This is a genomic window from Brachybacterium sp. YJGR34, assembly GCF_003347015.1.
GTDB lineage: Bacteria > Actinomycetota > Actinomycetes > Actinomycetales > Dermabacteraceae > Brachybacterium.
Map to the genome: position 1 here is coordinate 68,648 of NZ_PNFB01000009.1, position 25,075 is coordinate 93,722.

The 25,075-nt window shown below is 72.6% G+C and carries 25 protein-coding genes; 7 read left to right on the plus strand and 18 right to left on the minus strand.

Annotation, left to right across the window (positions count from 1 at the left end; translation table 11 throughout):
- Positions 1-30 precede the first annotated feature (30 nt).
- The 5 genes from CXH06_RS09920 to CXH06_RS09940 all read right to left on the minus strand — a co-directional run bounded on the left by CXH06_RS09920 (position 31) and on the right by CXH06_RS09940 (position 4,961).
- A complete protein-coding gene (locus CXH06_RS09920) occupies positions 31-1,197 on the minus strand; it encodes a bifunctional 2-methylcitrate synthase/citrate synthase (RefSeq protein ID WP_114855021.1) in 1,167 nt (388 codons plus the stop codon).
- The gene (prpB, locus tag CXH06_RS09925) at positions 1,194-2,141 is read right to left on the minus strand and encodes a methylisocitrate lyase (protein ID WP_114855022.1); all 948 of its coding nucleotides are present in this window, start codon (positions 2,139-2,141) and stop codon (positions 1,194-1,196) included. Before prpB ends, CXH06_RS09920 begins: the two co-directional genes overlap by 4 nt.
- Positions 2,141-3,658, minus strand: a complete 1,518-nt coding sequence (locus CXH06_RS09930; RefSeq protein WP_114855023.1) for an MmgE/PrpD family protein — start codon at positions 3,656-3,658, stop codon at positions 2,141-2,143. Before CXH06_RS09930 ends, prpB begins: the two co-directional genes overlap by 1 nt.
- An 86-nt stretch (positions 3,659-3,744) precedes the next feature.
- Positions 3,745-4,578: a spermidine synthase gene (locus CXH06_RS09935; RefSeq protein ID WP_114855024.1), complete on the minus strand. Its 834-nt coding sequence runs from the start codon at positions 4,576-4,578 to the stop codon at positions 3,745-3,747.
- A 29-nt stretch (positions 4,579-4,607) separates the two neighbouring features.
- A complete protein-coding gene (locus CXH06_RS09940; protein ID WP_114855025.1) occupies positions 4,608-4,961 on the minus strand; it encodes an HIT domain-containing protein in 354 nt (117 codons plus the stop codon).
- A 73-nt stretch (positions 4,962-5,034) separates the two neighbouring features.
- Here CXH06_RS09940 and CXH06_RS09945 point away from each other — a divergent pair, with 73 nt between their 5' ends.
- On the plus strand, positions 5,035-5,736 hold the full coding sequence (locus CXH06_RS09945) for a DNA alkylation repair protein (protein ID WP_198684056.1): 702 nt from the start codon (positions 5,035-5,037) through the stop codon (positions 5,734-5,736).
- A gap of 32 nt (positions 5,737-5,768) precedes the next feature.
- Here the strand turns inward: CXH06_RS09945 and CXH06_RS09950 are convergent, their stop codons facing one another.
- Both CXH06_RS09950 and CXH06_RS09955 read right to left on the minus strand, forming a co-directional pair.
- Positions 5,769-6,419: a cyclase family protein gene (locus CXH06_RS09950; protein WP_114855027.1), complete on the minus strand. Its 651-nt coding sequence runs from the start codon at positions 6,417-6,419 to the stop codon at positions 5,769-5,771.
- Between the two features lie 27 nt (positions 6,420-6,446).
- A complete protein-coding gene (locus tag CXH06_RS09955; RefSeq protein ID WP_114855028.1) occupies positions 6,447-6,848 on the minus strand; it encodes an MmcQ/YjbR family DNA-binding protein in 402 nt (133 codons plus the stop codon).
- A gap of 53 nt (positions 6,849-6,901) precedes the next feature.
- Between CXH06_RS09955 and CXH06_RS09960 the strand changes: the two genes are divergently transcribed.
- Positions 6,902-7,729: an ATP-binding protein gene (locus tag CXH06_RS09960; RefSeq protein WP_114855029.1), complete on the plus strand. Its 828-nt coding sequence runs from the start codon at positions 6,902-6,904 to the stop codon at positions 7,727-7,729.
- Here CXH06_RS09960 and CXH06_RS09965 read toward each other — a convergent pair.
- Together CXH06_RS09965 and CXH06_RS09970 are read right to left on the minus strand one after the other, a co-directional pair.
- Positions 7,692-8,279 carry a GNAT family N-acetyltransferase gene (locus tag CXH06_RS09965; RefSeq protein ID WP_114855030.1) on the minus strand — a complete coding sequence of 196 codons (588 nt, stop codon included), beginning with the start codon at positions 8,277-8,279 and terminating at the stop codon, positions 7,692-7,694. The two genes, CXH06_RS09960 and CXH06_RS09965, sit on opposite strands and share 38 nt — an antisense overlap.
- A gap of 89 nt (positions 8,280-8,368) precedes the next feature.
- Positions 8,369-8,986, minus strand: a complete 618-nt coding sequence (locus tag CXH06_RS09970; protein WP_232820299.1) for a GrpB family protein — start codon at positions 8,984-8,986, stop codon at positions 8,369-8,371.
- A 120-nt stretch (positions 8,987-9,106) separates the two neighbouring features.
- Between CXH06_RS09970 and CXH06_RS09975 the strand changes: the two genes are divergently transcribed.
- The 5 genes from CXH06_RS09975 (at position 9,107) to CXH06_RS09995 (ending at position 14,022) form a co-directional block, all read left to right on the plus strand.
- Positions 9,107-9,535 carry a methyltransferase domain-containing protein gene (locus CXH06_RS09975; RefSeq protein ID WP_114855075.1) on the plus strand — a complete coding sequence of 143 codons (429 nt, stop codon included), beginning with the start codon at positions 9,107-9,109 and terminating at the stop codon, positions 9,533-9,535.
- Between the two features lie 288 nt (positions 9,536-9,823).
- Positions 9,824-11,683 (plus strand): molecular chaperone DnaK, encoded by a 1,860-nt coding sequence (gene dnaK, locus CXH06_RS09980; RefSeq protein ID WP_114855032.1) that lies wholly within the window; start codon positions 9,824-9,826, stop codon positions 11,681-11,683.
- Positions 11,683-12,357 (plus strand): nucleotide exchange factor GrpE, encoded by a 675-nt coding sequence (locus CXH06_RS09985; RefSeq protein WP_114855033.1) that lies wholly within the window; start codon positions 11,683-11,685, stop codon positions 12,355-12,357. The genes dnaK and CXH06_RS09985 overlap by 1 nt, the downstream gene beginning before the upstream one ends.
- Before the next feature lie 125 nt (positions 12,358-12,482).
- Positions 12,483-13,499 carry a DnaJ C-terminal domain-containing protein gene (locus CXH06_RS09990; protein ID WP_114855034.1) on the plus strand — a complete coding sequence of 339 codons (1,017 nt, stop codon included), beginning with the start codon at positions 12,483-12,485 and terminating at the stop codon, positions 13,497-13,499.
- Between the two features lie 76 nt (positions 13,500-13,575).
- Positions 13,576-14,022 (plus strand): heat shock protein transcriptional repressor HspR, encoded by a 447-nt coding sequence (locus CXH06_RS09995; protein WP_114855035.1) that lies wholly within the window; start codon positions 13,576-13,578, stop codon positions 14,020-14,022.
- On the opposite strand, the gene CXH06_RS10000 is transcribed toward CXH06_RS09995, so the two are convergent.
- From CXH06_RS10000 to CXH06_RS10040, 9 genes are all read right to left on the minus strand, one after another.
- Entirely contained in the window at positions 14,006-15,118 is a 1,113-nt protein-coding gene (locus tag CXH06_RS10000) for a glycosyltransferase (protein WP_157975692.1), read from the minus strand. The two genes, CXH06_RS09995 and CXH06_RS10000, sit on opposite strands and share 17 nt — an antisense overlap.
- A gap of 19 nt (positions 15,119-15,137) precedes the next feature.
- Positions 15,138-15,851, minus strand: coding sequence for a TVP38/TMEM64 family protein (locus CXH06_RS10005; protein WP_114855037.1), 714 nt, complete (start codon positions 15,849-15,851; stop codon positions 15,138-15,140).
- Positions 15,848-17,086, minus strand: coding sequence for a glycosyltransferase family 4 protein (locus CXH06_RS10010; protein ID WP_114855076.1), 1,239 nt, complete (start codon positions 17,084-17,086; stop codon positions 15,848-15,850). The genes CXH06_RS10005 and CXH06_RS10010 overlap by 4 nt, the downstream gene beginning before the upstream one ends.
- Before the next feature lie 207 nt (positions 17,087-17,293).
- A complete protein-coding gene (locus CXH06_RS10015; RefSeq protein WP_114855038.1) occupies positions 17,294-17,776 on the minus strand; it encodes a YbhB/YbcL family Raf kinase inhibitor-like protein in 483 nt (160 codons plus the stop codon).
- Between the two features lie 43 nt (positions 17,777-17,819).
- Positions 17,820-19,094 carry a carboxylate--amine ligase gene (locus CXH06_RS10020; RefSeq protein ID WP_114855039.1) on the minus strand — a complete coding sequence of 425 codons (1,275 nt, stop codon included), beginning with the start codon at positions 19,092-19,094 and terminating at the stop codon, positions 17,820-17,822.
- A 21-nt stretch (positions 19,095-19,115) separates the two neighbouring features.
- Positions 19,116-20,375 carry a carboxylate--amine ligase gene (locus tag CXH06_RS10025; RefSeq protein ID WP_114855040.1) on the minus strand — a complete coding sequence of 420 codons (1,260 nt, stop codon included), beginning with the start codon at positions 20,373-20,375 and terminating at the stop codon, positions 19,116-19,118.
- Between the two features lie 69 nt (positions 20,376-20,444).
- A complete protein-coding gene (locus tag CXH06_RS10030) occupies positions 20,445-22,130 on the minus strand; it encodes a glycoside hydrolase family 13 protein (protein ID WP_114855041.1) in 1,686 nt (561 codons plus the stop codon).
- Positions 22,127-24,166 carry a glycoside hydrolase family 13 protein gene (locus CXH06_RS10035; protein WP_114855042.1) on the minus strand — a complete coding sequence of 680 codons (2,040 nt, stop codon included), beginning with the start codon at positions 24,164-24,166 and terminating at the stop codon, positions 22,127-22,129. The genes CXH06_RS10030 and CXH06_RS10035 overlap by 4 nt, the downstream gene beginning before the upstream one ends.
- The gene (locus CXH06_RS10040) at positions 24,163-25,065 is read right to left on the minus strand and encodes a sugar ABC transporter permease (protein ID WP_114855043.1); all 903 of its coding nucleotides are present in this window, start codon (positions 25,063-25,065) and stop codon (positions 24,163-24,165) included. The genes CXH06_RS10035 and CXH06_RS10040 overlap by 4 nt, the downstream gene beginning before the upstream one ends.
- Between the last annotated feature and the right edge of the window lie 10 nt (positions 25,066-25,075).

Below are 25,075 nucleotides of genomic sequence, written 5' to 3' on the forward strand. Positions count from 1 at the left end.
GGAGGGATGTACATGGAGCAGCCGGCGCCCTCACGCCCCGGGCACGGACCGCTCCTCGGGCCCCTCGTACAGCGCGAGCGGGCGGATCAGGGAGTTCGCGGCGCGCTGCTCCATGATGTGCGCGGTCCAGCCGGTGATGCGGGCGGCGACGAACAGCGGGGTGAACATCTCGGTGTCGAAGCCCATGAGGTGGTACATCGGCCCGCCCGGGTAGTCGACGTTGGGCCGGATGCCCTTGGCCTCCTCCATCGCCTGCTCGAGCCCGTCGTACAGGCCCAGCAGCTCGGGCCGCTCGTAGTGGGCGATCATCGCGTCCAGCGCCGCCTTCATGGTGGGCACGCGCGAGTCGCCGTGCGTGTACACCCGGTGGCCGAAGCCCATGATCTTCCGCTTCTGCGCCAGGGCCTCCTCCAGCCAGGCCTGCGCCCGGGCCTTCGCCTCCTGCGCGCTCTCCCCGGGGCGGATGCCGATCTCGTCGAAGGTGTGCAGCACCGCCTCGTTCGCCCCGCCGTGCAGGGGCCCCTTGAGCGCGCCGATGGCGCCGGCCACCGCCGAATGCAGGTCCGAGAGGGTGGAGGTGATGACGCGGGCGGTGAAGGTCGAGGCGTTGAAGGAGTGCTCGGCGTACATCACCATCGAGATCCGGAAGGCGTCGACCACCTCGTCGGCGGCGTCCTCGCCGAAGGTCATCCACAGCATGTTCTGCGCGTAGTCGAGGTCCCCGCGCGGCGGGATCGGCTCCGTGGGGCCGCCGGCGCGGCGGCGCCGCTGCTCGTAGGCGATCACCGCCGGCAGCTGGGCGAACAGGGTGCGCGCCTTCTCGAGCTCCGCCGCGCGGGAGGAGTCGTGTGCGGCCGGGTCCAGACCTCCCAGCACGGAGACGGCGGTGCGCAGCGAGTCCATCGGATGACAGGTGACGGGCAGCGCGTCCAGCACGGTCCTGACCTCGGGGGCGAGCTCGCGGTGGCCGCGCTCGTGCGCGGTGGCGGCGGCCAGCTCCTCCTGGTCCGGCAGCTCACCGTGCCAGAGCAGATGCGCGACGGCCTCGACGCTCTGGGTGGCGGCGAGCTCGGGTGCCGGGTAGCCGCGGTAGAGCAGCGAGTTCGTCTCGGGGTTGACCTTGGAGATCGCGGAGACGTCGGCGATCACCCCGTTCAGTCCCTTGTGGATCTCGCTGCCGGCGGTGGACTGGTTCATGACGGGCTCCTGGGATCGACAACGGTGTCGGTGTGCGGAGTAGGGGTGGTGGGCGGTTCGGCGCCGGCGATCGCGGCGTCGAAGCGGGTGTACCCCTCATAATCCACCAGTTCGTACAGTCGCGCACGGGTCAGCATCTCCGGGACGTGCGAGGCCTGGGAGCCCTCGGCCCGGAGGGTCTCGAGCACGCGCTCGGCCGCCCCCATCGCCGCGCGCAGCAGGGTGACCGGATAGATCGCCATCGCCACCCCGGCCTCGGCCAGCTGTGCGCGGGTGAACAGCGGGGTCCGGCCGAACTCCGTCATATTGGCCAGCACCGGGACGTCCAGGGCGGTGCAGACCTGCTCGAACTCGGCCAGGCTCTCCAGCGCCTCCGGGAAGACCGCCTCGGCGCCGGCGTCCACCAGGGCCCTCAGCCGGTCGACGGCGGCGTCCACGCCCTCGGCGGCGCGCACGTCGGTGCGGGCCATGACGAGGAAGTCCGGATCCCGGCGGGCGTCGGCCGCGGCGCGGATCCGACGCATGGCCGTCTCCCGGTCCACCGTCGCCTTCCCGTCGAGGTGCCCGCATCGCTTGGGGTTGACCTGGTCCTCGATGTGGCAGCCGGCCAGCCCCGCGTCCTCGAGCAGCTGGACGGTGCGCGCGGCGTTCAGCGGCTCGCCGAAGCCGGTGTCGGCATCGATCAGGCACGGCAGGTCGGTGGAGCGCGCGATCTGGCCGCCGCGCGCGGCGACCTCGCTCAGGGTGGTCAGCCCGATGTCCGGCAGGCCCAGCTCCGCGGCGATCACGGCCCCGGAGAGGTACACCCCGGGAAAGCACTTCTCCTCGATGAGCTGCGCGGACAGCGGCGTGAACGCGCCGGGGAAGGGGTGCGCGGCGCCCGGGACCAGCAGGGCGCGCAGGTCCTGGCGCTTCTGGGAGGCGGTCCTGGTGGCGTGCAGCATCACAGCAGTCCTTCCGGCCCGGAGGTGCTCTCGAGGATCCCCTCGGCGGCGGTGAGGGTGAGCTGTCCGAGCTCGCCGGGTCCCAGCGCGGGGAGGGCCTCGGCGGCGGCCAGGAAGCGCTCCAGCTCCTCCGGGGCGACCAGCCCCTCGCTCAGCGTGCGGAGCTTCTCGACGTACTGCGGCCGGGCGAAGGGCCGGGCGCCGAGGGGGTGCGCATCGGCCACGGCGATCTGGTCCTCGAGGACGGTGCCGTCGGCCAGCGTGATCGTCACCGCGCCGCCGAAGGCCTTCTCGGCGAGATCGGGGGAGTGGTAGCGGCGGGTCCACGCCGGGTCCTCCTCGGTGGTGATCCGCTGCCACAGCGCCACCGTGTCCGCCCGGGCGGCGCGCTGCGGGGTGTAGGAGTCCACGTGGTGCCAGCGCCCGTCCTGCAGGGCGACGGCGACGATGTAGGGCAGCGAATGGTCGAGGGTCTCCCGCGACGCGCCCGGATCGTACTTCTGCGGGTCCTGCGCCCCGGAGCCGATGACGCGGTGGGTGTGGTGCGAGGTGCGGATCCGGATCGAGACCACCTTCGTGGGGTCTGCGACCTCGGGGTGCTCGCGGTGCAGCCTCCGCGCCAGGTCGATCCAGGCCTGGGCCTGGTACTCCGCGGAGTGCTCCTTGGTGTACGTGTCGAGGATGGCGCGCTTGGGCTCCCCGGGCTCCGGCAGGGGGACGACGTAGCGGGCCTCGGGACCGTCCAGCAGCCAGGCGATCACCCCGTCCTCGCCCTCGTAGATCGGCACCGGGGAGGTCTGCCCGCGCATCGCGCGGTCCACCGACTCCACCGCCATCTTCCCGGCGAAGGCGGGGGCGTGCGCCTTCCAGGTGGAGATCTCGCCCTTGCGGGACTGCCGGGTGGCGGTGGTGGTGTGCAGGGCCTGGCCGATGGCCTGGAAGATCGTCTCCGTGCCCAGTCCCAGCACGGTGCCGATGCCGGCGGCGGCCGACGGGCCGAGGTGCGCGACGTGGTCGATCCTGTGGGCGTGCAGGGAGATGGCCCGTGCGAGATTCACCTGCAGCTCGTAGCCGGTGGCGAGGCCGCGGAGCAGCTGGGCGCCATCGGCTCCGGCGTGCTCCGCCGCGGCGAGGATCGGCGGGATGTTGTCCGCGGGATGGGAGTACTCGGCGGCCAGGAAGGTGTCGTGGAAGTCCAGCTCGCGCACCGCGACCCCGTTCGCCCAGGCCGCCCACTCCGCGGAGCGGCGCTCGCCGAGGCCGAGGATGGTGGCGCCGCGACCGCCGGTGGAGACCGGATGGCTGCGGGCCTGGGCGCGGGCGGAGGCGACGGGGCCGCGCCGCACGGCGGCGATCGCGACCGCGGCGTTGTCGATGATCCGGTTGATGATCATCTCCCGGACCGCGGGCTCGACCTCCACCGGGTCCGCGGCGACCTCGGCCATCACCCAGGCCAGCTGCTGAGCCCGGGGCAGGTCCTCCGCGGAGCGGTGGACGCGGACGGCGTGCTCTCTCATGCGGTCGACTCCTCGATGAGCGGCGGAGCGGGAGGATGCGCCCCGTCCCCGACGCTACCGGTCGGCTCCGCCGCGTGGTACCCGGATCACCGCGGACCGGTGCGATCGGCGAAGGCCGCGAGGGTCTGGGCCGGGTCGAGCACCGCGCCGGGATGCGGCCCGTCCCGCTCCCAGCCCGCCCGCCAGTCCTCGACCTCGGGGGAGGAGAGGGCGCCGCCCGCGAGCAGCACCATGTTCCCGTCGGCCGGATGCTCCAGCAGCGCGGCATGGGTCAGCGTCCACACGCCCGAGAGCCCTGCCTCCGCGGCGGCGTCCTCGAGCGCGCGCACCTGCGCGGCCAGGAAGCGCTGGCCGGCGTCGTCGCCGACGTTGACCAGCAGCAGCCCGTCGGGCACCAGATGCGTCAGCGCCTCGCGGTAGAAGCCCTGCGACGCCAGGTGCGCGGGGCTCTCCTGCCCGGAGAAGACGTCGAGCACGATCGCGTCGAAGCACCGGCCCTCCTGCGCCGCGAGCTGGTCGCGCGCATCGCCGATGACGACCTCGAGGTCGGTGCCCTCGGGCATCGGCAGCGCCGTGGTGACCAGCGTGGGCAGCTCCCGCTCGATCTCGATCACCAGCTGCGCCGAGCCGGGGCGCGTGGCCTGCACATAGCGGGCCAGGGTGAGCGCCCCCGCGCCCAGGTGCGCGATCCGCAGGGGCCGGCGCCGCGGCCACGCCCGATCCAGCACGTTGGCCATGCGGCGGAGGTACTCGTGGACGATGCGGGTGGGATCCTCGAGATCGACGTGGGACTGCTCGATGCCGCCGATCTGCAGCACCCAGCCGCCGAGCACCTCGCTCGCGACGATCCGCGCCGGCTGGTCGGAGCTGCTCAGGAAGGCGCTGCGCGGCGCGCCGGGTGGGAGGTCCGCGGTGCTCATGGGCTCATTGTGCGCCCGCTGGGCGGTGCTCATCGTCTCCGCGGCCCGGCGTGGATGTGGACGTGGAGGTGCTTCGAGTCCTGGTAGGCGCCGAGGTTCGTGAGCACCGCGGCCGCGCCGTGCTCCCGCTCCACCTGCCGCGCCACCTCGCGGAACACGGTCAGCAGGGCGAGCAGGTCCTCCTCGTCCTGTGCGGAAGTCTCGGTGAGGGAGGGGAGGTGACGCGTGGGGACCACGACGACGTGGGTCTCCCAGAAGGGACGCGTGTGGTGGAAGGCGAGGACCCGCTCGTCATGGTGGACCACCTCCAGCGCGCCTGGATCCGGGATCGCGACATCGCAGTAGAAATCGGAGCCGGTGTACGGCGGCGGGGCATCCGTCATCGGACCAGTATCCCGAGTGGCGAGCGGCGGCGGCGCAGTACCCTGATCCGATCGTTCGATGGAGGGAACCGGTATGACCCAGACCCAGCAGGGGGACCCCGCGGCGCTCGCGGCGGAGCGGGACGCGCTAGCCGTGGAGATCGCCGCGCTCGAGGATCCGCGGATCCGAGCGGTCAACGAAAAGCGCGGCGACACCCACGCCGTGAACCTCACCGCGCTCCGCGCGATCGCCAAGCGGCTGAAGAGCCGGCCGGACCTCGCCCCGGTGCTCTGGGCGAGCGGGAACGTGACCCTGCGCCTGCTGGCCCTGCTGGTGTCCCGGCCCAGACAGTACTCGGCGGCGGAGCTCGATGCCATGCTCCGCGAGGCGGGCACCCCGAAGGTCCACGACTGGCTGGTCAGCTACATCGTGAAGAAGAGCCCGCACCGCGAGGAGCTGCGCACGGCGTGGTTCACCGATCCCGACCCCGTCGTGGCGAGCGCCGGCTGGGCGCTGACCAGCGACCGTGTGGTCAAGGATCCCGACGGCCTGGACCTGGACGCCCTGCTGGACCGGATCGAGGCCCAGATGAAGGACGCCGCGCCGCGCCTGCAGTGGGCGATGAACGACTGCCTCGCCCAGATCGGCATCCATCACCGCGCCCTCCGCGAGCGGGCACGGGACATCGGCGTGCGGCTCGAGGTGCTCAAGGACTACCCCACGCCGCCGAACTGCACCTCGCCCTTCGCTCCGACCTGGATCGACGAGATGGTGCGCCGCGGCGTCGGGGGCTGATCAGGCGGCCCGTCGGCCCCGGAGCTGCCGGATCACTGAAGGCGCGCGTAGGCCCTCACGGGGAACGACGGCAGCGTGCGGAACGGCAGCGGGGCGGCGGTGAACGTCGCGCCGCGGGCCGGCAGAGCCTCGAGCCCGGTCAGGTTCTCGACGATCAGGATCCCGGCACGCAGCAGGGTCGAGTGGATGGGGCGCTCGCCGTCCTCGGTCCCGTCGACGTTCACGGCGTCGATGCCGACGAGCGCCGCGCCCCGGGAGGCGAGCAGGCGGGCGGTCTCGACGTGGAGATGCGGGTGCTCAGGGGATCCATACCGGGGCGTCCCCCAGTGCGCGCTCCATCCGGTCCGGAACAGCACGGCGCAGCCCGTGACGTCGTCCGGGAGGAGCTCGCCGCCGATCTCGCCCTCGGCGGGGGCATCGAGGACGAGCAGCGGGAGCTCCACGCAGCGCTCCAGCGCCACCTCGGCCACGTCCTCGCCGTCCCGGTAGCGATGCCGCGGAGCGTCGAGATAGGTGCCGGTGCTGGTCACCATCGAGGCCCGGGAGATCAGGAACTCCGTGCCCTCGGCGTAGACGGACGCGGAGTCCTCGTAGGAGAGATGCTCGTCCACCTCGGGGGCGGGCAGGCCGGGAGCGGTCACCATGCCTGCTCGGAGGTCATGGCTCAGATCGATGATGGGCATCGGCCCATTGTTGACGAGAGCGGGCGATCACGCGTTCGGGTCCGGCTCCTCCGCGGCGAGGAAGGCCGCGGGATCCACGGGCCGCTGCGCGCGGGGCAGGCCCTCGACCACCAGCAGGTACGAGTCGGTCACCAGCTCGCGCACGAACGTCTCGTCGAGCTCCCCGCCCGGATGCAGCGTGATCCAGTGCCGCTTGTTCATGTGATAGCCGGGCGTGATGTCCCGGTGCGCCGCGCGCAGCACCTCGGAGTCCCTCGGATCGGCCTTGATCACCACGACGGGCTCGCCGGGCACGTCGGTCAGCAGCAGGAACATCTTGCCGAGCACCTTGGCGACGTCGTACTCGGGACCGAAGGGGTGGGTGATCGCCGCCGCCGGCAGCTCCTCGGCCCGGGCGCGGGCGATGTCCTGCAGGGCGCGGCCGTCCATGGTGCTCCTTCGTTCGGGGGGGGCTGGTGGTTCACGGTACTCGGGCCCGGGTGATGTCTCGAGCGGTGAGTCGTGGGGGCCGCGTCAGCGTCCGGGACTGTCCGGGCCGGCGTTCACTAATTTGCGTATGCGCGAATAAGCGAACGCCGAGACCCCCTTCACCGTGGAACGAGGCGTCGCCCTCCTCCGCAGCGCACGGCCCGCCCGGTCCCCTCGTCGAGCCCGGGGCGCGCAGCAGTCGGAGACGCCGGGTGGCACGATCAGCCTCACGACGATCGCAGACGAGGAGGACACGGATGCCGACGCTGTTCCTGACCGTCGGGCTGCCGGGAACCGGCAAGACGACGCTGGCCCGCCGCATCGAGCAGCAGGAGGGTGCGCTGCGCCTGACGAAGGACGAGTGGATCAAGGCGCTCTACGGACACGAGAACCCTGAGGAGGCCTCCGATGTGATCGAGGGGAGGCTCATCGAGATCGGGCTGCGCGCCCTGGCGCTCGGCACGGATGTCGTCCTCGACTTCGGGCTCTGGAGCCGCGAGGAGCGCTCCGCCCTCCGGCAGGCGGCCGCCGATCTCGGGGCCGACGTCGACCTGCGCCACCTCGCCCTCGACCGCGCCGAGCAGCGCCGGAGGCTGGACCGTCGCCAGGCCGAGCAGCCGCACACCACCTGGCCGATCTCCGACGAGGAGCTCGGTGAGTGGGAGGCGCTCTTCACCGCCCCGACACCGGACGAGCTAGGCGGCGGCGCTGCGATCGATGCGCCGCCGCCGGGATACGGGAGCTGGGCCGCCTGGCGGAGGGAGCGCTGGCCGGCGACGGTCGCTCAGGCGCGGGAGTCGGGTCCTACCGACACAGGGGCGCGGGCGGAGGGGCCCCGGTGATGCGCGCGTGCCCGTGCATGTCGTGCCACCCGTCAGCGTGCAGGGCGCCGTCGCGGCGCGTACCCTCGGCGGTGAAGCCGGTGCGCTCGGCGACGCGGCAGGACGCGGGATTGCGCGTCGAGTGCTCGAGCTGGATGCGGCGGAAGCCGGCCGAAGCGGCCCACTCGGCAGTCGCGAGGAGCGCACTGCTCGCGACCCCGTGACCTCGATGCGCGGCGCGTGTCCAGTACGCCGCGTCGGCGCAGCCCTCGGGCAGGTCCAGCCGGAGCGTGATGCGACCTGCCAGCTCGTCGGCCACCTCGACGGCCCAGCTCGCCGTCGTCTCCGCACGCCATGCCGCGTTCGCCTCCGCGACCCAGGCCTCCGCCTCCGCGGGCGTCATGGAGCGGGCATGCCACTGCTGGATGTCGGGCTCGCCGTAGGCCGCGACCAGGGCCGGGACGTCGTCGGTGGCCCATGGGCGCAGAGTGACGTGCTCCCGGACGAGGACGGGCTGCTTCCAGGCGGCCAGGGAACCCGGTGCGATGGCCGGGGTGACGAGGGAGGGCACGAGAGGAGCCTATGGGGCTGTTCGACGTCCGGGCCGGACGTCAGGCGGGTTCGACCTGGTGCCCGGGGCGCCGACGGTGGGGCCCCTGCTCAGTCCGCGGCGGCGCGGTGGATGCGCGCCCAGAGCTCGAACTCCTCCTGGACCTCGTCGAAGAACGCCGTCTTCGCACGGGTGTAGTCGTCGAAGTCCGCCTTGCCCGCATTCTCCTGGCTGAGATGCCGTTTCATCGCCTCGTACCGGTCGCGCTGGTCGGGATGGGCTCGCAGCCAGTCCCGGAACCACACGGTGTACCGCCCCCACGGCGAGTCCGAGCGGCGCACGTGCAGGATGACGCGACCGGATCGATGCACGAAGATCGCTTTCTCCCAGACGGCGTCGTCGACGATCTCCGATCCGCGGGGGATGTCCCGGTGCACGCCCGGGGAGTCCGGACGTGCTCCGCGCGCTCGCCGGTAGCCGATCGGTCCGAGCCGTTCGGCCACGGCCTCGTCCGTCGGCAGCGGAAGGATGCGGATCTGGAGATCGATGAACGGCTTGGCGGCGAGGCCGGGCACGGAGGTGGAGCCGATGTGGTCGTAGCGGGCGTCGGCAGCACCGGGAAGATCTGCCAGTCGCTCGCGGATCTCCTCGAGGCGGTGCTGGGCCTGGTGCGACCAGGCGGGGTCGTGCTCGTGCAGTGCGGCGGGGTTCGGCTGCTCTGGTGCCACAGCAGCAAGGTATCCGCGCCGACGGCCGGCACCGCCACCTTGCCGACACCCCTCGTCACGCCGGATCATCGTGAGGAGATCATCGCTGAGGACTTCTCGAGGGTGGAGGTCGAGCAACTCGTGAGCACGCTGTCACCTCGTCTGGCGGAGATCGTCGCGGCGCTCCCGCTCGAGCCGGGCCTGCGCGTCCTGGAGATCGGCGGCGCTCCGGGTGCCGCCGCTCGTGCCGTCTGCGAGCGGATCGCCCCGAACGGTCACATCCTCGTGATCGACCGCTCCGCGAAGGGCGTCGAGCTCATCGAGCGCAACGCCCGGAGCGAGATGTCGGCCGGCCTCCTCAGCGTTCGGCACGTCGCCGCCGAGGACTTCGCGCTCGCCGTCGGCGAGGAGCGGTTCGACCTCGCGTTCGGGATCCGCGTCGGTGCGCTCGACGGACGCCACCCCCGGGCCGGGATCGCAGCGCGGGCACGGATCCGCGCGGCGCTGCGACCGGGCGGGCACCTCTATGTCGACGGTGGTTCACCCCTGCGCCTCAGCGCGCTGGACTGACCGGCGACATCCGTGGCCGTGCGACGCACCCCGGATGTGCCCCTCGCCACACCGCTGATGTGCGGGAATGAACCCACATCCGCCGTAGTTGAGTCAGGTGTACTCAAGTTTGGTGCTCCGCAGATTGACAACGATCGGGCAGGGTCCTCTACTTGAGTCCGTACAGCTCATGTTGTGCCGTCGGCCCCGCGGCCGTCGGCGCCGCACGGCGGGGAGCCGGTCCCTCCGGCCCTCGCCCGCGGCAGGCACGAACCCGTGCGGCGCACCGCCGCAGAAAGGCAGGCCCCCATGTCCCGTGTCGTCGGAATCGACCTCGGTACCACCAACTCCGCCGTCGCCGTCCTCGAGGGCGGTCAGCCCGCGGTGATCGCCAACGCGGAGGGCGCGCGCACCACGCCCTCGGTCGTCGCCTTCTCCAAGCAGGGCGAGGTGCTGGTCGGCGAGGTCGCCAAGCGCCAGGCCGTCACGAACGTCGACCGCACCATCACCTCCGTCAAGCGCCACATGGGCACCGACTGGAGCACCGAGATCGACGAGAAGAAGTACACCGCGCAGGAGATCTCCGCGCGCGTGCTCGGCAAGCTCAAGAAGGACGCCGAGTCCTACCTGGGCGAGGCGGTCACCGACGCCGTGATCACCGTCCCCGCGTACTTCAGCGACTCCGAGCGCCAGGCCACCAAGGACGCCGGCACCATCGCCGGCCTCAACGTCCTGCGCATCATCAACGAGCCCACCGCCGCGGCCCTCGCCTACGGCCTCGAGAAGGGCAAGGACGACGAGCAGATCCTGGTCTTCGACCTCGGCGGCGGCACCTTCGACGTCTCCCTGCTCGAGGTGAGCAAGGACGAGGAGGGCTCCACCATCCAGGTCCAGGCCACCGCCGGCGACAACCGCCTGGGCGGCGACGACTGGGACCAGAAGGTCGTCGACTGGCTGATCTCGCAGGTGAAGAACAAGGAGGGTGTGGACCTGGGCAAGGACCGCATCGCCCTGCAGCGCCTCAAGGAGGCCGCCGAGCAGGCCAAGAAGGAGCTGAGCTCCTCGACCTCCACCAACATCTCCCTGCAGTACCTCTCCATGACCGAGAACGGTCCGCTGCACCTGGACGAGAAGCTCTCCCGGGCTCAGTTCGAGGACATGACCAGCGATCTGCTCGAGCGCACCAAGGCGCCCTTCCACCAGGTCATCAAGGACGCGGGCATCTCCATCTCCGAGATCGACCACGTGGTGCTGGTGGGCGGCTCGACCCGCATGCCGGCCGTCTCCGAGGTCGTGACCTCGCTGACCGGCGGCAAGGAGCCCAACAAGAGCGTCAACCCCGATGAGGTCGTCGCCGTGGGCGCCGCGCTGCAGGCCGCCGTCATCAAGGGCGAGCGCAAGGACGTCCTGCTCATGGACGTCACCCCGCTCAGCCTCGGCATCGAGACCAAGGGCGGCGTGATGACCAAGCTCATCGAGCGCAACGCGGCCATCCCGACCAAGACCTCCGAGGTGTTCTCCACCGCCGAGGACAACCAGCCCTCGGTCGCCATCCAGGTCTTCCAGGGCGAGCGCCAGTTCACCCGTGACAACAAGCTGCTCGGCACCTTCGAGCTGACCGGCATCGCCCCGGCGCCCCGCGGCATGCCGCAGGTCGAGGTCACCTTCGACATCGACTCCAACGGCATCGTGCACGTGACCGCGAAGGACCGCGGCACCGGCAACGAGCAGTCCATCCAGATCACCGGCGGCTCCGCCCTGTCCGACGAGGACATCGACCGCATGGTCAAGGACGCCGAGGCCCACGCGGCCGAGGACGAGGAGCGTCGCAAGAACGCCGATGCCCGCAACACCCTCGAGCAGCTCGTCTACCAGGGCGAGAAGCTGCTCAAGGACAACGCGGACAAGATCGAGGACGCGGACAGGACCAAGTCCGAGGACGCGATCAAGGAGGCCAAGGACGCCCTGGCCGCCGAGGACACCTCCACCGAGGACCTCGAGGCCAAGCGCGATGCGCTCAACGAGGCGCTCCAGGCCGTCGGCACCGCCATCTACTCGCAGGCCCAGGAGGCCCCCGAGGGCGCCCCCGAGGGCGGCGAGCAGGCGTCGTCGGACGATGACGACGTGGTCGACGCCGAGATCGTGGACGAGGACGAGGAGAAGAAGTGATGACCGAGAACCAGGGCACCCCCGACGACGCACAGCGCCCCGAGGGTGAGCCGACGTTCTCCTTCACCGACAAGCGCAAGGTGAACCCGGAGGACGGCACCGTCCGTCCCTCCGGGGACACCCCCGCCGAGGAGCAGGCGCCGGTGGACCCGATCGACGCCGAGGCCGCCTCGCTCTTCGAGCAGGCCGCGCAGTCCGAGCAGGCGGGGGACGAGCAGTCCCTCCCGGCCGATGCCGGACGGGTCGCCGAGCTCGAGGGCCAGGTCACCCAGCTCACCGAGCAGCTCAAGCGCGACCAGGCCGAGTACGTCAACTCGCGTCGGCGCATCGAGGCCGCGGCGGAGCAGGGCAAGGAGGCCGCCGTGGGCCGCGTCCTGACCTCTCTCCTCGGCGTGCTCGACGACGTGGAGCTGGGCCGCCAGCACGGCGACATCGCCGAGGGCACCCCGTTCCACGCGATCGCGCAGAAGCTCGAGGAGACCCTCGGACAGCACGGGCTGACGCGCTTCGGCGCGGTGGGGGAGGAGTTCGATCCCACCCTCCACGAGGCCCTCATGCACGAGGACGCCGACGACGTCGAGGTCGCCACGATCTCGATGGTCATCCAGCCCGGCTACTCCCTGGGCGAGCGCGTGCTGCGGCCCGCACGCGTCGGCACCCGCGGACCCGCCTGAGCCGGACCGCCCGTGATGCGGGGCGGGGCGGTCGGCCTCGGCCGGTCCGCCCCGCCCCGCATCGCCACGAACCACACCACCCCATGACCCCACGACGTCCCTGACGCTCCCGGAAGGAGAGGCACATGTCCGGACAGGACTGGCTCGACAAGGACTTCTACGCGGTCCTCGGCGTCTCCAAGGACGCGAGCGCGCAGGAGATCAAGAAGGCCTACCGCACGCAGGCCAAGAAGCACCACCCCGACCGTCACCCCGATGACCCCGCGGCCGAGGAGAGGTTCAAGGAGATCGGCGAGGCCTACTCCGTCCTCAACGACGACGAGCAGCGCCAGCAGTACGACGCGATCCGGGCCATGGGCTCGGGCGGCGCCCGCTTCTCCGCCGGCCAGGGCGGCCCCGGCGGTGCCGGCTTCGACGACATCTTCTCCTCGATGTTCGGCGGCGGTGCCACCGGCGGCTTCAGCGGTCCCCCGCCCGGCGCGGGCGCCGGGGCGAATCCCGACATCGAGGACCTGCTGCGCATGTTCGGCGGCCAGGGCGGCGGCTTCGCGGGCGCCGGCGGCCCGGCGGGCTTCCAGGGCGGCGGCGCACCGGCCAAGGGCGCGGACCTCACCGCCCGCACCCGTGTCTCCTTCCGCGATGCGGCCCAGGGCTGCGAGCTCACGCTCACCGTGGAGGGCCGATCGATCACCGCCCGCATCCCCGCGGGGGTGCACGACGGGCAGAAGATCCGCCTGCGCGGCAAGGGGCGGCCCGGTCCCGGCGGCGCGCCGGCCGGCGATCTCCTGCTCACGCTCGACGTGGAGCAGCACCCGGTCTGGAGCGCGGACGGCACCACCTTGCGGATCACCGTCCCGGTCTCCTTCGACGAGGCCGTGCTCGGCACCACCGTGGCGGTCCCCCTGCTGGACGGCGGCACCGTCTCGGTGAAGATCCCGCCGGGCACCCCCTCGGGCCGCACCCTCCGCGTGCGCGGCAAGGGGATCACGACGAAGAAGGCCACCGGCGATCTCCTGGTCACCGTCGAGGTCGCGGTGCCCACGCACCTCGAGGGCGCGGCGAAGAAGGCGCTGGAGGACCTCCGCGACGCCCTCGCGGGGGAGGACCCGCGCTCCGGCCTCGCCGAGGCCGCCGCCCGCTGACTCCGGCGCCGACGGGCGGGTCCGCGGACCGGCCCGTCGGCCGCCCACCCCGTCCCTCCCACCCGGAAGGAGCATCATGGTGAGCTCGCACGGCCTCGACGACCGCGCCCCCGTCTTCGTGATCTCCGTGGCGGCGGAGCTGTCCGGGATGCACCCCCAGACCCTCCGGCAGTACGACCGGCTGGGACTGGTCAGCCCCCGCCGCACGCGCGGCCGGGGGCGCCGCTACAGCACGCGCGACATCGAGCGCCTGCGCGAGATCCAGGCCCTCTCCCAGGAGCAGGGCATCAACCTCGCCGGGATCAAGCGGATCCTCGAGCTGCAGGACCAGGTGAGCGCGCTGCACGAGCAGCTCGACGCCGTCCGCGAGAACCTCGGGACGATGACCCCCGCGCAGCGCCGCGTGTTCGCCGCCGATCGCGACGGCGAGATCAGCGCCCTGCGCCGCGGGGAGCGCCCGCGGCGCCGCACCACCGGCAGCGGCAGCGCGATGGTGGTCTGGCGGCCTACGCGCCGCCCCTGACCGGTGCCGCGGCCGCGTGCGCGCGGACCCCGGTCTCGTCGTAGATCTCCTGCAGCATCAGCGCCACCCGGCTGAGGTCCACCTCCTCGGCGGCGCGGCGCCCTGCCTCGGTGAGGTCCTCCAGCTCCCCGGCGAGCAGCGCCGTGAGCGTGCGGGCGACCTCCTGGGCGAAGCGCGGATGGTCCGGCGCCACCTGGTGGGTGAGCACGCCGTCCGGCATCGCGTCGCGGTACAGGGGGATGCCGCGCACCAGCGCGGGCACGCCGCAGGCCAGCGCCTCCCACAGCACGATCCCCTCGGTCTCCTCCTGGGTGAGGAAGCAGAAGGCGTCGGCGCCGCAGTAGGCCTCACGCAGCTGCTCGGGCTGCACGTAGCCCGGGAACAGCGCATTGGAGGGGGCGCCGTCCAGCGCCCGCACCACCGCGGCGGTCATCAGCCGCTCATCGGTGTGGCCGAACCAGACGAAGGTGACCTCGGGCATCTGCCGGGCCACCTCCACCCAGTCCAGCAGGCCCTTGCGCACGGTCTGCATCCCCACGCTGACCACCACCTGCGCGTCCGGCGCGAGGCCCAGGGAGTCCCGCAGCCGCTGCCGCGCCGAGGGGTCCGGGCGGAAGTAGCCGGTGTCCACGCCGTTGGAGAGAACGTGGATCGGGGCGGTGATGGCGTACTTCGGCGCGGAGATCAGCGCCTTGGAGTAGCTGCTGGGCGTGACCACCGCATCGCCCAGGCGGTAGAGGTGCGCGATCCAGCGGCGGAACAGCGGCGCGAGCCGGTTGGAGCCGGTGAAGGAGTCGCGGAAGTCGTCCTCCGTGGAGTGCGCCCACATCAGCACCGGCCGCCGCCGCAGATGCGCGAAGCGCGCCAGCAGCGGCGTGTCCGGGAAGGGGGTGTTGAGGTGGACGACGTCGAAGGGTCGCAGCGGGTTGGTGACCACCTCGTGCCCGAGGGAGCGGACCGCGGAGCGCTGGTGGCGGATGGCGGCACCGATCCCGGACTCGCCGGCGATGCGGGCGAGTCCGCGGGGCATGAGCACCCGCAGGGGTGCGTCAGCTGCCGGGGCCTGCCGGGGGCGGCGGGCGGCGCGGGATCTCATGAGCACGGCTGTCCTCCTCTCACCAGGGCAGGAAGCGCAGCAGCAGGGCGCTGACGCCCAGCCCGTACGCGATCAGGGCCCAGGGCTTGGCCAGCAGGATGATCGCGACGTACGTCCGCCACCGCATGCGGGTGGTGCCGGCGAGGTAGCACAGCAGGTCGTCCGGAGCGACGGGCAGGGCGATCGCGGTGGCGAAGGCGCGGGTGAAGTGGCGGCCGCGGGTCCACCCCAGGACCTTCTCGATGCTCTTGGTCCCGAAGAGGCGCTCGATGAGGTCCAGGCCCACGTGCCGGGCGATGAGGAAGTTCAGCAGGGAGCCCGCGCACACGCCCAGGTAGTTCAGGATCGTGCCCTCGACCGCGCCGAACAGCACCGGCCCGGCGATGACCAGCAGGCCGCCGGGCACCACCGGGACCACCACCGAGGCGATCGAGACCACGACGAAGGCGATCGGCCCCCAGTGCCCGAGCGAGCCGATGAAGGCCTGCAGATTGTCCAGGGACTGCAGCACTCCGGTCTGCAGCCCCGCCCAGACCAGGCCGATGCTCAGCGCGAGCCCCAGCAGCGGGGCGAGGCGGACGGCGAGGCGCACGGGGTCGCGGCGCGGGCGGGCGGGGCGCAGGGCCGGGGCCGGCGCCGTCGGCGTCAGCGCGGCGCGCAGTCCCGGGGCCGACGGGCGGGCCGGCAGGCTCGGGGCGGTCAGGACGGGGAGGGAGCCGGTGCTGGTGCTCATGCCGCCGCCGCCTGCGGGGCGCTGAGGCGCGCGGTGCGGCGCCGGCGCGCCTGCTGGTACACCTCGAGCACGGCGCGGCCGAACTCCTGCGCCCCGCAGGTGGCCCGGGCGTGCTCGAGCGCGGCGGCGGACATCCGCGCCCGCCGCGCGGGATCGTCCAGCAGCTCGTCCAGGTGCGCGGAGAACTGCGCGGTCTCCTCGTACTGCCACCCGGTGCGCCCCTCGAGCACGACGCTCGCGAGCGAGGGGTCACGGTGGCACAGCAGGGGCAGGCCGCAGGCGAGGGCCTCGATGAAGGTCAGGCCCTGGGTCTCGCTGAGGGAGGCGCTGACGAAGACGTCGCCCGCGCGATACCAGCGCGGCACCTCGGCGGGATCCACCTGTCCCGTGAAGCGGACGCGGTCGGTGACGCCGAGCGTGGCGGCGCGGTCCTCGAGCTCGTCCCGGTACGGCCCGTCGCCGACGAGCACGAGCACCAGATCCTGCCGGGGGGAGGCCGCGAGCATCTCGAGCACCTCCTCGAGGTTCTTCTCCTTGGCCAGCCGGCTCACCGACAGCAGCACCTTCTGGTCCGCCCCGATGCCCAGGCTCTCGCGCAGCGCGAGGACGTCGTCCCGCTCCGCGGCGGTCTCGGCGGGGCGGAAGCGCTGCAGGTCCAGACCCGTGGGGACCACGTGCACCGGGCGGCGCACCCCGTACCCCCGCAGCAGGCGCGCCACCTTCGCGGTGGGCACGATGACGGCGTCCGTCCCGGCCAGCACGCGGCGGGAGAAGGAGCCGACGACCTTGCGGCCGACGGTGCGGCTGGGGGAGTAGTAGTGCGTGTAGTCCTCGTAGATGGTGTGGTACGTGTGCACCAGCGGGACCGAGAGGGTCTTCGCGATGCGCCGGGCCCAGACGTAGGTGGAGAACTCGGCCTGGGAGTGGATGACGTCGGGTCGCCAGCGCAGGATGTCGCGCAGCACGTGGCGGCTCGCGGGCATGCCGATGCGGGCGCGGTCGTAGACCACCGCGGCGGAGACCGAGCCGATCCGGTACACCCCGGGCTCGTTGCGGGCGCGGATCCCCTGGGAGAGGGTGAGCACGCGGACGTCGCAGCCCAGCGCGAGGAGCTCGCGGCGCAGGGTCTGCACGCTCGCGACCACCCCGTTGACCACGGGCTCCCACCAGTCGGTGGTGATGAGCACGCGCAGGGGGCGCTGCTGGTCGTCGGCGGGCCGCTCGGCGGGTCGCATCCTGATCACGTTCACCCCTCGACCCTCGCACGTCGGCCGGGCCGTGGCATCCGTCGAGGGGACGAGAGAGGTCAGACCGGAGTCTGATTCCTCCGGCGTCCGCCCGCTGCGGGAAGTCCTCGCGATCATGTTTCGAGCCTACGACCGCCCTGCGACCTGCGGTACGGGGCACGCCCGACCCGTCTCGGAGAATTTCCCCCTAGTGTTTCAGCTCGTCACCTGGTAATGGGCGGTGAACGAGGCGGAGGCGAGCTGGGAGGAGAAGATCTGGAAGCGGGCCTGGATGTGGGGCACCCCCGCCTCGAGGCCGAGGCTCGGCACGGGCAGGGCGTGCACGGTGAAGATGTAGCGGTGCGGAGGACCCGCCGGCGGCTCGGGGCCGTCGTAGCCCGGACGCCCGAAGTCGTTGACGGCCTGGACCATCGACGTCTCGTCCCGGGCCACGCCCAGCGGCAGCGAGGTGGCCGTGGCCGGCAGGTCCCAGGCGATCCAGTGCCAGAAGCCCGAGCCCGTCGGCGCATCGGGATCGAAGCAGGTCACCGCGAAGGACTCGGTGCCGGCGGGGGCGCCGGACCAGCGCAGGTCGGGGGAGAGGTTCTCCCCGCCGAGGCTCTCGACCAGCTGCTGGGGCGCCACCACGGAGCCGTCGGGCGTCGCGGAGGAGGTCAGGGTGAAGGCGGTCTCGCTCATGACTTCACCCTAGGAGGCGGCGCGGCGCCGTGGGGGCGCCGGCTCAGAATCCGTCGGCCGACGGGCGGGGATAGTGCTGGAGGAACTTCTTGATCTGGTTCGCGGTGGCGGCGAGCACGTAGAGGCGGCGCCGCCAACCCTCGACCTCGTAGCTCAGCGGATGCACCGTGCGCCGCCTGCCGATCTCGCGCACGCGGGCGCGCAGGTCCGGGTCGATGATGTAACGCCGCAGGAGGCGCCAGGGGACGATCGAGTAGAGGATCTCCTGGCGCGGGACCGCGCGGGGGAGCTCGCGCTCCTCGACGAGGTCCGCCACCACCGGCTCGGCGACGTTCGCCCCGGCTGCGGTCATGTAGTAGTTGTTCCGGCCGATGCGGGGATTGACCTCGAAGAACTTCGCCACGCCGTCGCGCGGGTCGATCTTCACGTCGAAGTTCGCGTAGCCGCGGTACCCGGTGTGCTCGAGGAAGCGCACGGACTGGTCGAACACCTCGGGCAGATCGGTGGTGAACATGGCCGCGGGGTTCCCCAGCGCGCCCGGCGTGTGCTCCTCGAGCAGGACCTGCGCGCCGCCCAGCAGGGTCACGGTGCCGCGGGAGTCGACGTAGGCGGTCACCGAGAGCATCGCGGTGTCGTCCCCGGGGATCATCTCCTGGAGCACGAAGCGGTCTCGGTAGCCGGCCGCGGTGAGGCGTCCCACGAGGTCCGTCAGCTGGGCGCGGTCGGCGATCTCGAAGACCTTCCGCTTGCCGGGGAAGGAGACCGCGTTGTAGGCGGAGGAGCGGGAGGCCTTGGCGACCAGGGGCCAGCCCAGGTCCAGCTCGGGCACGGCCGGGGCGGTGCCGTGCGCGAAGTCGAGCACCACGGTGCGGGGGGTGGGCACGCCGATCGCGGTGCAGGTCTGCGAGAAGGTCGCCTTGTCCGCCACGTCGCGCAGCACCTCGTCGCCCAGCAGCGGCAGGTGGAAGTACGCTCCCAGCTCCTCGCGGTGCTCGGCGAGCAGCGCGACGAGGAAGTCGGCGTTGGCCAGCAGCACCGGCCGGACGGCGCCCGGGCGCGAGGCCTTCTCCGCGCCCACCGTCAGCAGCGCGCGGATCATCTCCTCCTCGCTCGCCGCCGGCCCGAGCTCGACGGTGCGCAGGATCGAGGAGTCCGCGACGGGGCCGGCGACCTTGCGGGTCACGACCGTCGAGATCGTCCCGTACTTCTCGTGGAAGGCGCGGGCCAGCGCGTAGATGCCGATGTCACCGCCCAGCAGCACCAGGTCGACCTCATCGGTCGGCGCGGCGGCGTAGGGGTGCGGCGGGGTGTCGGGCATCGGGCAGGGTCCTTCCGGGGATCAGAATCCGGTGTCGGTGGGGCGGGGGTAGACGGCGCGGTACTTGCGCACGAAGTTCAGTCCGGAGACCAGCGAGTAGGCCCTCATCCACAGACCCTCGGGACGGTACCGGAAGGGGTTGCGCAGCCCGCGGCGCGCCACGCGGCGCACGCGCTCGTGCAGGGCGGGATCGCGCACATAGCGCAGCACCAGGCGCAGCGGCAGGATCGTGTAGAGCACCGGCGAGGTCACGACCACCTGGTCGAGATCGCGCCCGTGGACCCGGTCCTCGACCACGTGGCGCGCCACGGGCTCCCCCGCGGCGGTGACGTAGTAGTTGTTGCGGCCGATGCGCGGATTGATCTCGAAGAAGCACTCGCGCCCGGTGCGCGGGTCGACCTTGACGTCGAAGTTCGCGAAGCCCACGTAGTCCACCGCGTCGAGGAACCTCTCGGCCGCGGCGGTGAGGGTGGGGTGCTCGCCCACCACCATCGCCGCCGGGCGGCCCAGGGCGTCGGGGGTGTGCTCGCCCAGCAGCACCTGGGCGGCGCACAGCAGGGTGACCCGCCCGCGGCTGCTGCGGTAGGCCGTGATCGAGCGCTGGGCGGTGTCGTCCCCCTCGATCAGCTCCTGGAAGAGGAAGCGGCCGGTGAAGCCGGCGGCGCGCAGGTCCGCCACCAGCGCCTGCTGCTGCGCGGGCGTCTCGAGGAAGAACACCTTCTTCTTCCCGGGGAAGTCGACGTGGTGGTACTCGGCGGTGTTGGCGGCCTTGCCCACCACCGGGTAGGACCAGGGCAGCTCCGCGGCGCCGTTCCAGTCCGGCTCCTCGGCGCGGGAGAAGTCGACGATCACGGTGGGCACCGTGGCGATGTCCAGCTCCTCGCAGATCTCGGCGAACTCCGCCTTGTCCGCCAGGCGGGCGAGCAGGGCGCCGTCGACCTGGGCGAGCAGGTAGTGGGGCTCGAGATCGTCGCGGAAGCGGTCGATGAAGGCGATCAGCGAGTCCGCATTGGTCAGCAGCAGGGCGGGGCGACCCGCCGGGCGGCGCGCGGCGAGGTCCACGAGCGCGTCGCGCATCTCCTCGTCGCTCGACTCGGCGCCCAGGACCAGCAGGTCCGAGGTCGCGGTGTGCTCGTTCATCGCCACCGGGACCCTCACCACGGTGGTGCAGCGCATCCCGTACTGCTGATGGAACGCGATGGTGAGGTTCAGGGAGTTCAGGCCGGCCCCGAGCACGACGACGTCGAATCCGGGGTCGACCGGCGTGGAGCGCGATCGCATGGGCCGATCCTAGCGATCGGAGCGTCCCGAGCCGCACCGCCACACGGCGGCGCGGCCCAGGTCACGCTCTCAGGCGCTGCGCAGCCAGAGGGTGCTCTGTGCGGGCAGCACCGTGGCAGGCGCACCGGGAGCGACCGCCGCCGTCCCCGCGACCGAGGACAGCAGCGCCTCGGCCCCCTCGTACGCGCTGTCCGCGGGCAGCGTGACGTCCTCCGCTCCGGTGGTGACCAGCACGGTGAGCTCTCCGCGGCGCACGGCGAGCACGCCCGCGGGCGCATCGCCCGGGAACTCGACGGGCGCCGCGGAGCGACCCAGTTCGAACTCGCGGCGCAGGCGGAGGCCCGCCCGGTACATCTCGAGGGTGGAGCCGGGCACCCCGTCCTGCGCGTCGACGGACAGCGGACCGAACTCCTCCGGCTGCGGCAGCCAGGACGCGCCGGACGGGGAGAAGCCGTAGGCGGGCGCGTGCTGCTCCCAGGGGATCGGCACCCGGCAGCCGTCGCGGCCGGGCACCCCGGCGCGATGATGGGAGGGGTCCTCGCGCAGCGCGTCGGGGATCTCCCGCACCTCCGGCAGGCCCAGCTCCTCGCCCTGGTACAGGTAGGCGGAGCCGGGCAGGGCCAGCATCAGCAGGCTCGCGGCCCGGGCGCGGCGCAGGCCCTGCTGAGCATCGGGCACCTCGTCGCGGCGCAGGCCCTCCCCGAAGCGGTAGTCGGCGTCGAAGCCGTAGCGGGAGGCGTGGCGGATGACGTCGTGGTTCGAGAGCACCCAGGTGGTGGGCGCGCCCACGGCGTCCGCGAGGGCCAGGGGCTCCTCGATCGCCTTCCGCAGGGTCTCCACGCCCCAGCGGGCCTGGAGGAAGCCGAAGTTGAAGGACTGATGGGCCTCCGCCGGACCGATGTAGCGCGGCACCCGGTGCTCGGGGATCCACGCCTCGAGCACCATCATGCGCTCGCCCTCGTAGGCGTCGAGGATCGGCCGCCACTCGCGGTAGATCTCCAGCACCCCGTCGTTGTCGAAGTACGGCGGCAGCTCGCCCTCGGGGATGTCGATCAGGCCCTCGGCGTTGGTCTCCGCATCCGGCAGCCCCTCGGGCTTGACCATGCCGTGGGCGACGTCGACCCGGAAGCCGTCGGCCCCGCGGTCCAGCCAGAAGCGCAGCACGTCGCGGAACAGGGCGTGGACGTCCTCGTGGTCCCAGTTCCAGTCCGGCTGGGAGGTGTCGAAGATGTGCAGGTACCACTGGCCGGGCGTGCCGTCGGGCTCGGTGACACGGGTCCAGGCGGGGCCGTGGAAGATCGAGGTCCAGTTGTTCGGCGGCAGCTCGCCGTCCTCGCCGCGGCCGTCGCGGAAGACGTACAGCTCGCGCTCGGGGGAGCCGGGACCGGCGGCCAGGGCCCGCTGGAAGAGCACGTGCTGATCGGAGGAATGGTTGGGGACGATGTCCACGATCACCTTGAGCCCCAGCTCGTGGGAGCGGGTGATGAGCGCGTCGGCGTCGGCGAGGGAGCCGAAGCGCGGGTCGACGTCGGTGTAGTCGGCCACGTCGTAGCCGGCGTCCTTCTGCGGCGAGGTGTAGAAGGGCGAGAGCCACAGGGCGTCCACGCCCAGGTCGCGCAGGTGCTCCAGGCGCCGGGTGATACCGGGCAGGTCGCCCATGCCGTCGCCGTCCGCGTCGGCGAAGGAGCGGGGGTAGACCTGGTAGACGACGGCGTCGCGCCACCACTGCTCGTGCTGCTGGTCGGTCGGGGTCATGCGGATCCTTCCGGGGGAGGGGTCGAGGTCAGGACGACGGCGCCGGGGCCGTCGGCCCGGAGGGTCAGGGCGGTGCCGGTGCGGTGCGCGGCGAGGGGGCCGACGCGATGCCGGAGGTGCCGCACGCCGGGGGCGTCGAGACCGGGGACGGCGAGATCCAGGGAGATCTCCTCGTGGGCGGCCCGCGCGAGGTGCACCACGGTATCCCCGGCGGGGTGGGTGCGCGCGAAGGTGATCGCCTCGGGCCCCACGTGCAGCCAGCGCAGCCCGCCGCGGCGCAGCGAGACCTCCGCGCGGCGCAGCCCCAGCAGGGCCCGGGTCCGGGCGAGGACCTCGCGGTCGACGGGGCCGGCGGGCTCGGCGCGCGCGGGATCGAGCGCCGCCCAGGGCATCGGGGTGCGGGAGTGCTCCCCGGTGGTCCCCTCGGCGCCCAGCTCGTCGCCCGCGAACACCGTGGGCACCCCCGGCAGCGTCGCGAGCGCCGCGATCGCCACCAGCTGCCGCTCCCGGCTGCCCACCACCGTGCGGGTGCGCGGGGTGTCGTGGCTGGCCAGCTGGTTCTGGGAGTGGAGCCGGGCCGGCCAGGGCAGCTGGGCGTTGTAGTCGCGCAGCGTCCGCCAGATCGCCCCGCCGTCCAGGCGCGGGATCGTCAGCGGCAGGCCCAGCCAGTTCAGGTCCGTCTCCTCCGCGGCGAGCCAGGCCCACAGCGGGCGGGTGAAGCCGGAGTAGTTCATGGTCCCGTGCCAGCCGTCGCCGGCCAGGTCGCCGCTGGCGTCGTGGCCGTGCTCGGCCAGCAGCCAGGTCCCGCGTCCCGTGCGCCGGGCGACCTCCCGCTGGGTGGCGCGCAGATCGCGGGCCACGCGGTGGGCGAGGTCCGTCGCGCCGTGGCGGCCGGTCATGTTCGCCACGTCGATGCGCCAGCCGTCGGCGGCGAACGGCTCGGCGAGGTACCGGCCCACCACGCTGTCCGCCCCGCGCAGCAGGCGGGAGCGCAGCGTCTCGTCGCGGTGGTCGAGCTTGGGCAGGGAGGGGACGTCGAGCCAGCTGACGTAGGAGTCGGGATGACCCCCGGTGCCGTCCGGGCCGTCCTCGAACAGGTAGAAGCCCGCCTCCTCGCCGCCGGCATCGGCGCGGGCGGCGCGGAACCACTCGTGGCCGTCCCCGGTGTGGTTCGTGGTGAGGTCCAGCAGCAGGCGCATGCCGCGCGCGTGCAGCGCGCGGGAGAGCCGCACGAGCGCCTCGTCCCCGCCCAGCAGCGGGTCGACCCGCTCGAAGGTCGAGGCGTCGTAGCGGTGCACGGAGCCCGCCGGGAACACGGGGGTGAGGTACACGGTGTCCGCGCCGAGGGAGGCGATGTGGTCGAGGTGCTCGATGACGCCGTCGAGATCACCGCCGTAGTGCTGCCGGCCCGTGAGCTCGCCGTGCACCGCCGGCTCCTCGTCCCAGGCCATGGGGATCGCCCAGTCGGGCAGGGCGGCGCCGCCGGGGCCCGTCGGCCGTCCGTCCGGGTCCGTCGCGGCGGCGGCGGAGCGGGCGAAGCGATCCGGGAAGACCTGGTAGACGATCGCGTCGGCCACCCAGTCCGGCGCCGGCTCGTGCGCGACGAGGCGGAAGTCCGTGGCGTCGGCGACGTCCCAGGGCACCAGGCCCGCCGCCGTCAGCCACGCGTAGGCGGGCGCCTGGGCGCCCGAGGCCGTGCGGGCGCCCGGCGCGGCGAGCACGCAGAAGCGGTAGGGCACGACGGGGGAGTCCGCGGCGAGGGTCGTGGTGAGCCAGCGCCCGCGGTCGTCATCGGCCTCTCCGCCGGGCTCCTCGACCTCGAGGGTCCGGGTGAGGATCTCGCCGTCGACGACCGCGCGCAGCGCCACCGTGCGGGCGGGATAGGCGGCCGGCACATGCACCCGCAGGCGCACGCGCTCGCCGAGGGGGACCGTCGCCGAGGGCGTCACATGGACCGGCCCGCCGTCGTGGTGGGGCTGCTCGAGCAGGGGGACGGCCGTGTGATCCGGAGCGGGCGTGGGGCGGGGCGCCGTCATCCCTTCACCGCCCCGGAGGTGGAGCCGCCGATGATGAAGCGCTGCAGGAACTGGTACAGCACGATCACCGGGATCATGATCATCACAGAGCCCGCGGCGAAGACGCCGAGGTTGTTCGACCGGTCGCCGCTGAGCAGCCCGTACAGGCCCACGGCGAGGGTCTTGGTGTCGTTCGAGGTGAGGAAGATCGAGCCCAGCAGGAACTCGCTGAGCACGCCCACCAGCGCCAGCAGGGCGGTGGTGGCGAGGATCGGTGTGAGCGTGGGCAGCAGGATCCTGGTGAAGACCTGCCAGTGGGTGCAGCCGTCGATGATCCCTGCCTCGTCCAGCTCCTTGGGCACGGTGTCGAAGAAGCCCTTGATCAGCCACACCTGGCCCAGCGAGCCGCCCAGCAGCACCACGATGTAGCCCGGCAGGGAGTCCAGACCCAGGATCGGCACGATGTCGCCCAGGCCCGCGATCATCGTGTACACGGCGATCATGGCGAGGAACGCCGGGAACATCATCACCAGCAGCAGGGCCAGCAGCCCCACGCGCCGGCCGGTGAAGCGGAAGCGGCTGAAGGCGTAGGCCGCCAGGGTCGAGAGGAACACCTGGGTGCCCGCGACCACGGTGCAGACCACGACGGTGTTGAGGTACCAGCGCAGGAAGGGGCCGCGGGCGCCGCTGAGCAGCTCCTGGTAGTGCACGAGGCTGAACGCCCGCGGCAGCAGACCCGAGGAGGACACCGTCCCCAGCGGGTTCAGCGAGGCGGAGACGACGAACAGGATCGGGAAGGCCGCGAAGGCCACGGCGAGCAGGCCCACGAGGTGGCGCCAGCCGATCTCGCCCATCCAGCGGCGCAGCGGCATGCGCCGCGGGGCGGCGGCGGGGGAGGGGTGCAGGTCGGTGGTGCTCATGATGTCCTTC

Coding starts and splice junctions, on each gene's coding strand:
- CXH06_RS09920 (WP_114855021.1), bottom strand. CDS start 1,197: ATGAACCAGTCCACCGCCGGCAGCGAGATCCACAAGGGACTGAACGGG.
- prpB (WP_114855022.1), bottom strand. CDS start 2,141: ATGCTGCACGCCACCAGGACCGCCTCCCAGAAGCGCCAGGACCTGCGC.
- CXH06_RS09930 (WP_114855023.1), bottom strand. CDS start 3,658: ATGAGAGAGCACGCCGTCCGCGTCCACCGCTCCGCGGAGGACCTGCCC.
- CXH06_RS09935 (WP_114855024.1), bottom strand. CDS start 4,578: ATGAGCACCGCGGACCTCCCACCCGGCGCGCCGCGCAGCGCCTTCCTG.
- CXH06_RS09940 (WP_114855025.1), bottom strand. CDS start 4,961: ATGACGGATGCCCCGCCGCCGTACACCGGCTCCGATTTCTACTGCGAT.
- CXH06_RS09945 (WP_198684056.1), top strand. CDS start 5,035: ATGACCCAGACCCAGCAGGGGGACCCCGCGGCGCTCGCGGCGGAGCGG.
- CXH06_RS09950 (WP_114855027.1), bottom strand. CDS start 6,419: ATGCCCATCATCGATCTGAGCCATGACCTCCGAGCAGGCATGGTGACC.
- CXH06_RS09955 (WP_114855028.1), bottom strand. CDS start 6,848: ATGGACGGCCGCGCCCTGCAGGACATCGCCCGCGCCCGGGCCGAGGAG.
- CXH06_RS09960 (WP_114855029.1), top strand. CDS start 6,902: ATGTCTCGAGCGGTGAGTCGTGGGGGCCGCGTCAGCGTCCGGGACTGT.
- dnaK (WP_114855032.1), top strand. CDS start 9,824: ATGTCCCGTGTCGTCGGAATCGACCTCGGTACCACCAACTCCGCCGTC.
- CXH06_RS09985 (WP_114855033.1), top strand. CDS start 11,683: ATGACCGAGAACCAGGGCACCCCCGACGACGCACAGCGCCCCGAGGGT.
- CXH06_RS09990 (WP_114855034.1), top strand. CDS start 12,483: ATGTCCGGACAGGACTGGCTCGACAAGGACTTCTACGCGGTCCTCGGC.
- CXH06_RS09995 (WP_114855035.1), top strand. CDS start 13,576: ATGGTGAGCTCGCACGGCCTCGACGACCGCGCCCCCGTCTTCGTGATC.
- CXH06_RS10000 (WP_157975692.1), bottom strand. CDS start 15,118: ATGAGATCCCGCGCCGCCCGCCGCCCCCGGCAGGCCCCGGCAGCTGAC.
- CXH06_RS10005 (WP_114855037.1), bottom strand. CDS start 15,851: ATGAGCACCAGCACCGGCTCCCTCCCCGTCCTGACCGCCCCGAGCCTG.
- CXH06_RS10010 (WP_114855076.1), bottom strand. CDS start 17,086: ATGCGACCCGCCGAGCGGCCCGCCGACGACCAGCAGCGCCCCCTGCGC.
- CXH06_RS10015 (WP_114855038.1), bottom strand. CDS start 17,776: ATGAGCGAGACCGCCTTCACCCTGACCTCCTCCGCGACGCCCGACGGC.
- CXH06_RS10020 (WP_114855039.1), bottom strand. CDS start 19,094: ATGCCCGACACCCCGCCGCACCCCTACGCCGCCGCGCCGACCGATGAG.
- CXH06_RS10025 (WP_114855040.1), bottom strand. CDS start 20,375: ATGCGATCGCGCTCCACGCCGGTCGACCCCGGATTCGACGTCGTCGTG.
- CXH06_RS10030 (WP_114855041.1), bottom strand. CDS start 22,130: ATGACCCCGACCGACCAGCAGCACGAGCAGTGGTGGCGCGACGCCGTC.
- CXH06_RS10035 (WP_114855042.1), bottom strand. CDS start 24,166: ATGACGGCGCCCCGCCCCACGCCCGCTCCGGATCACACGGCCGTCCCC.
- CXH06_RS10040 (WP_114855043.1), bottom strand. CDS start 25,065: ATGAGCACCACCGACCTGCACCCCTCCCCCGCCGCCGCCCCGCGGCGC.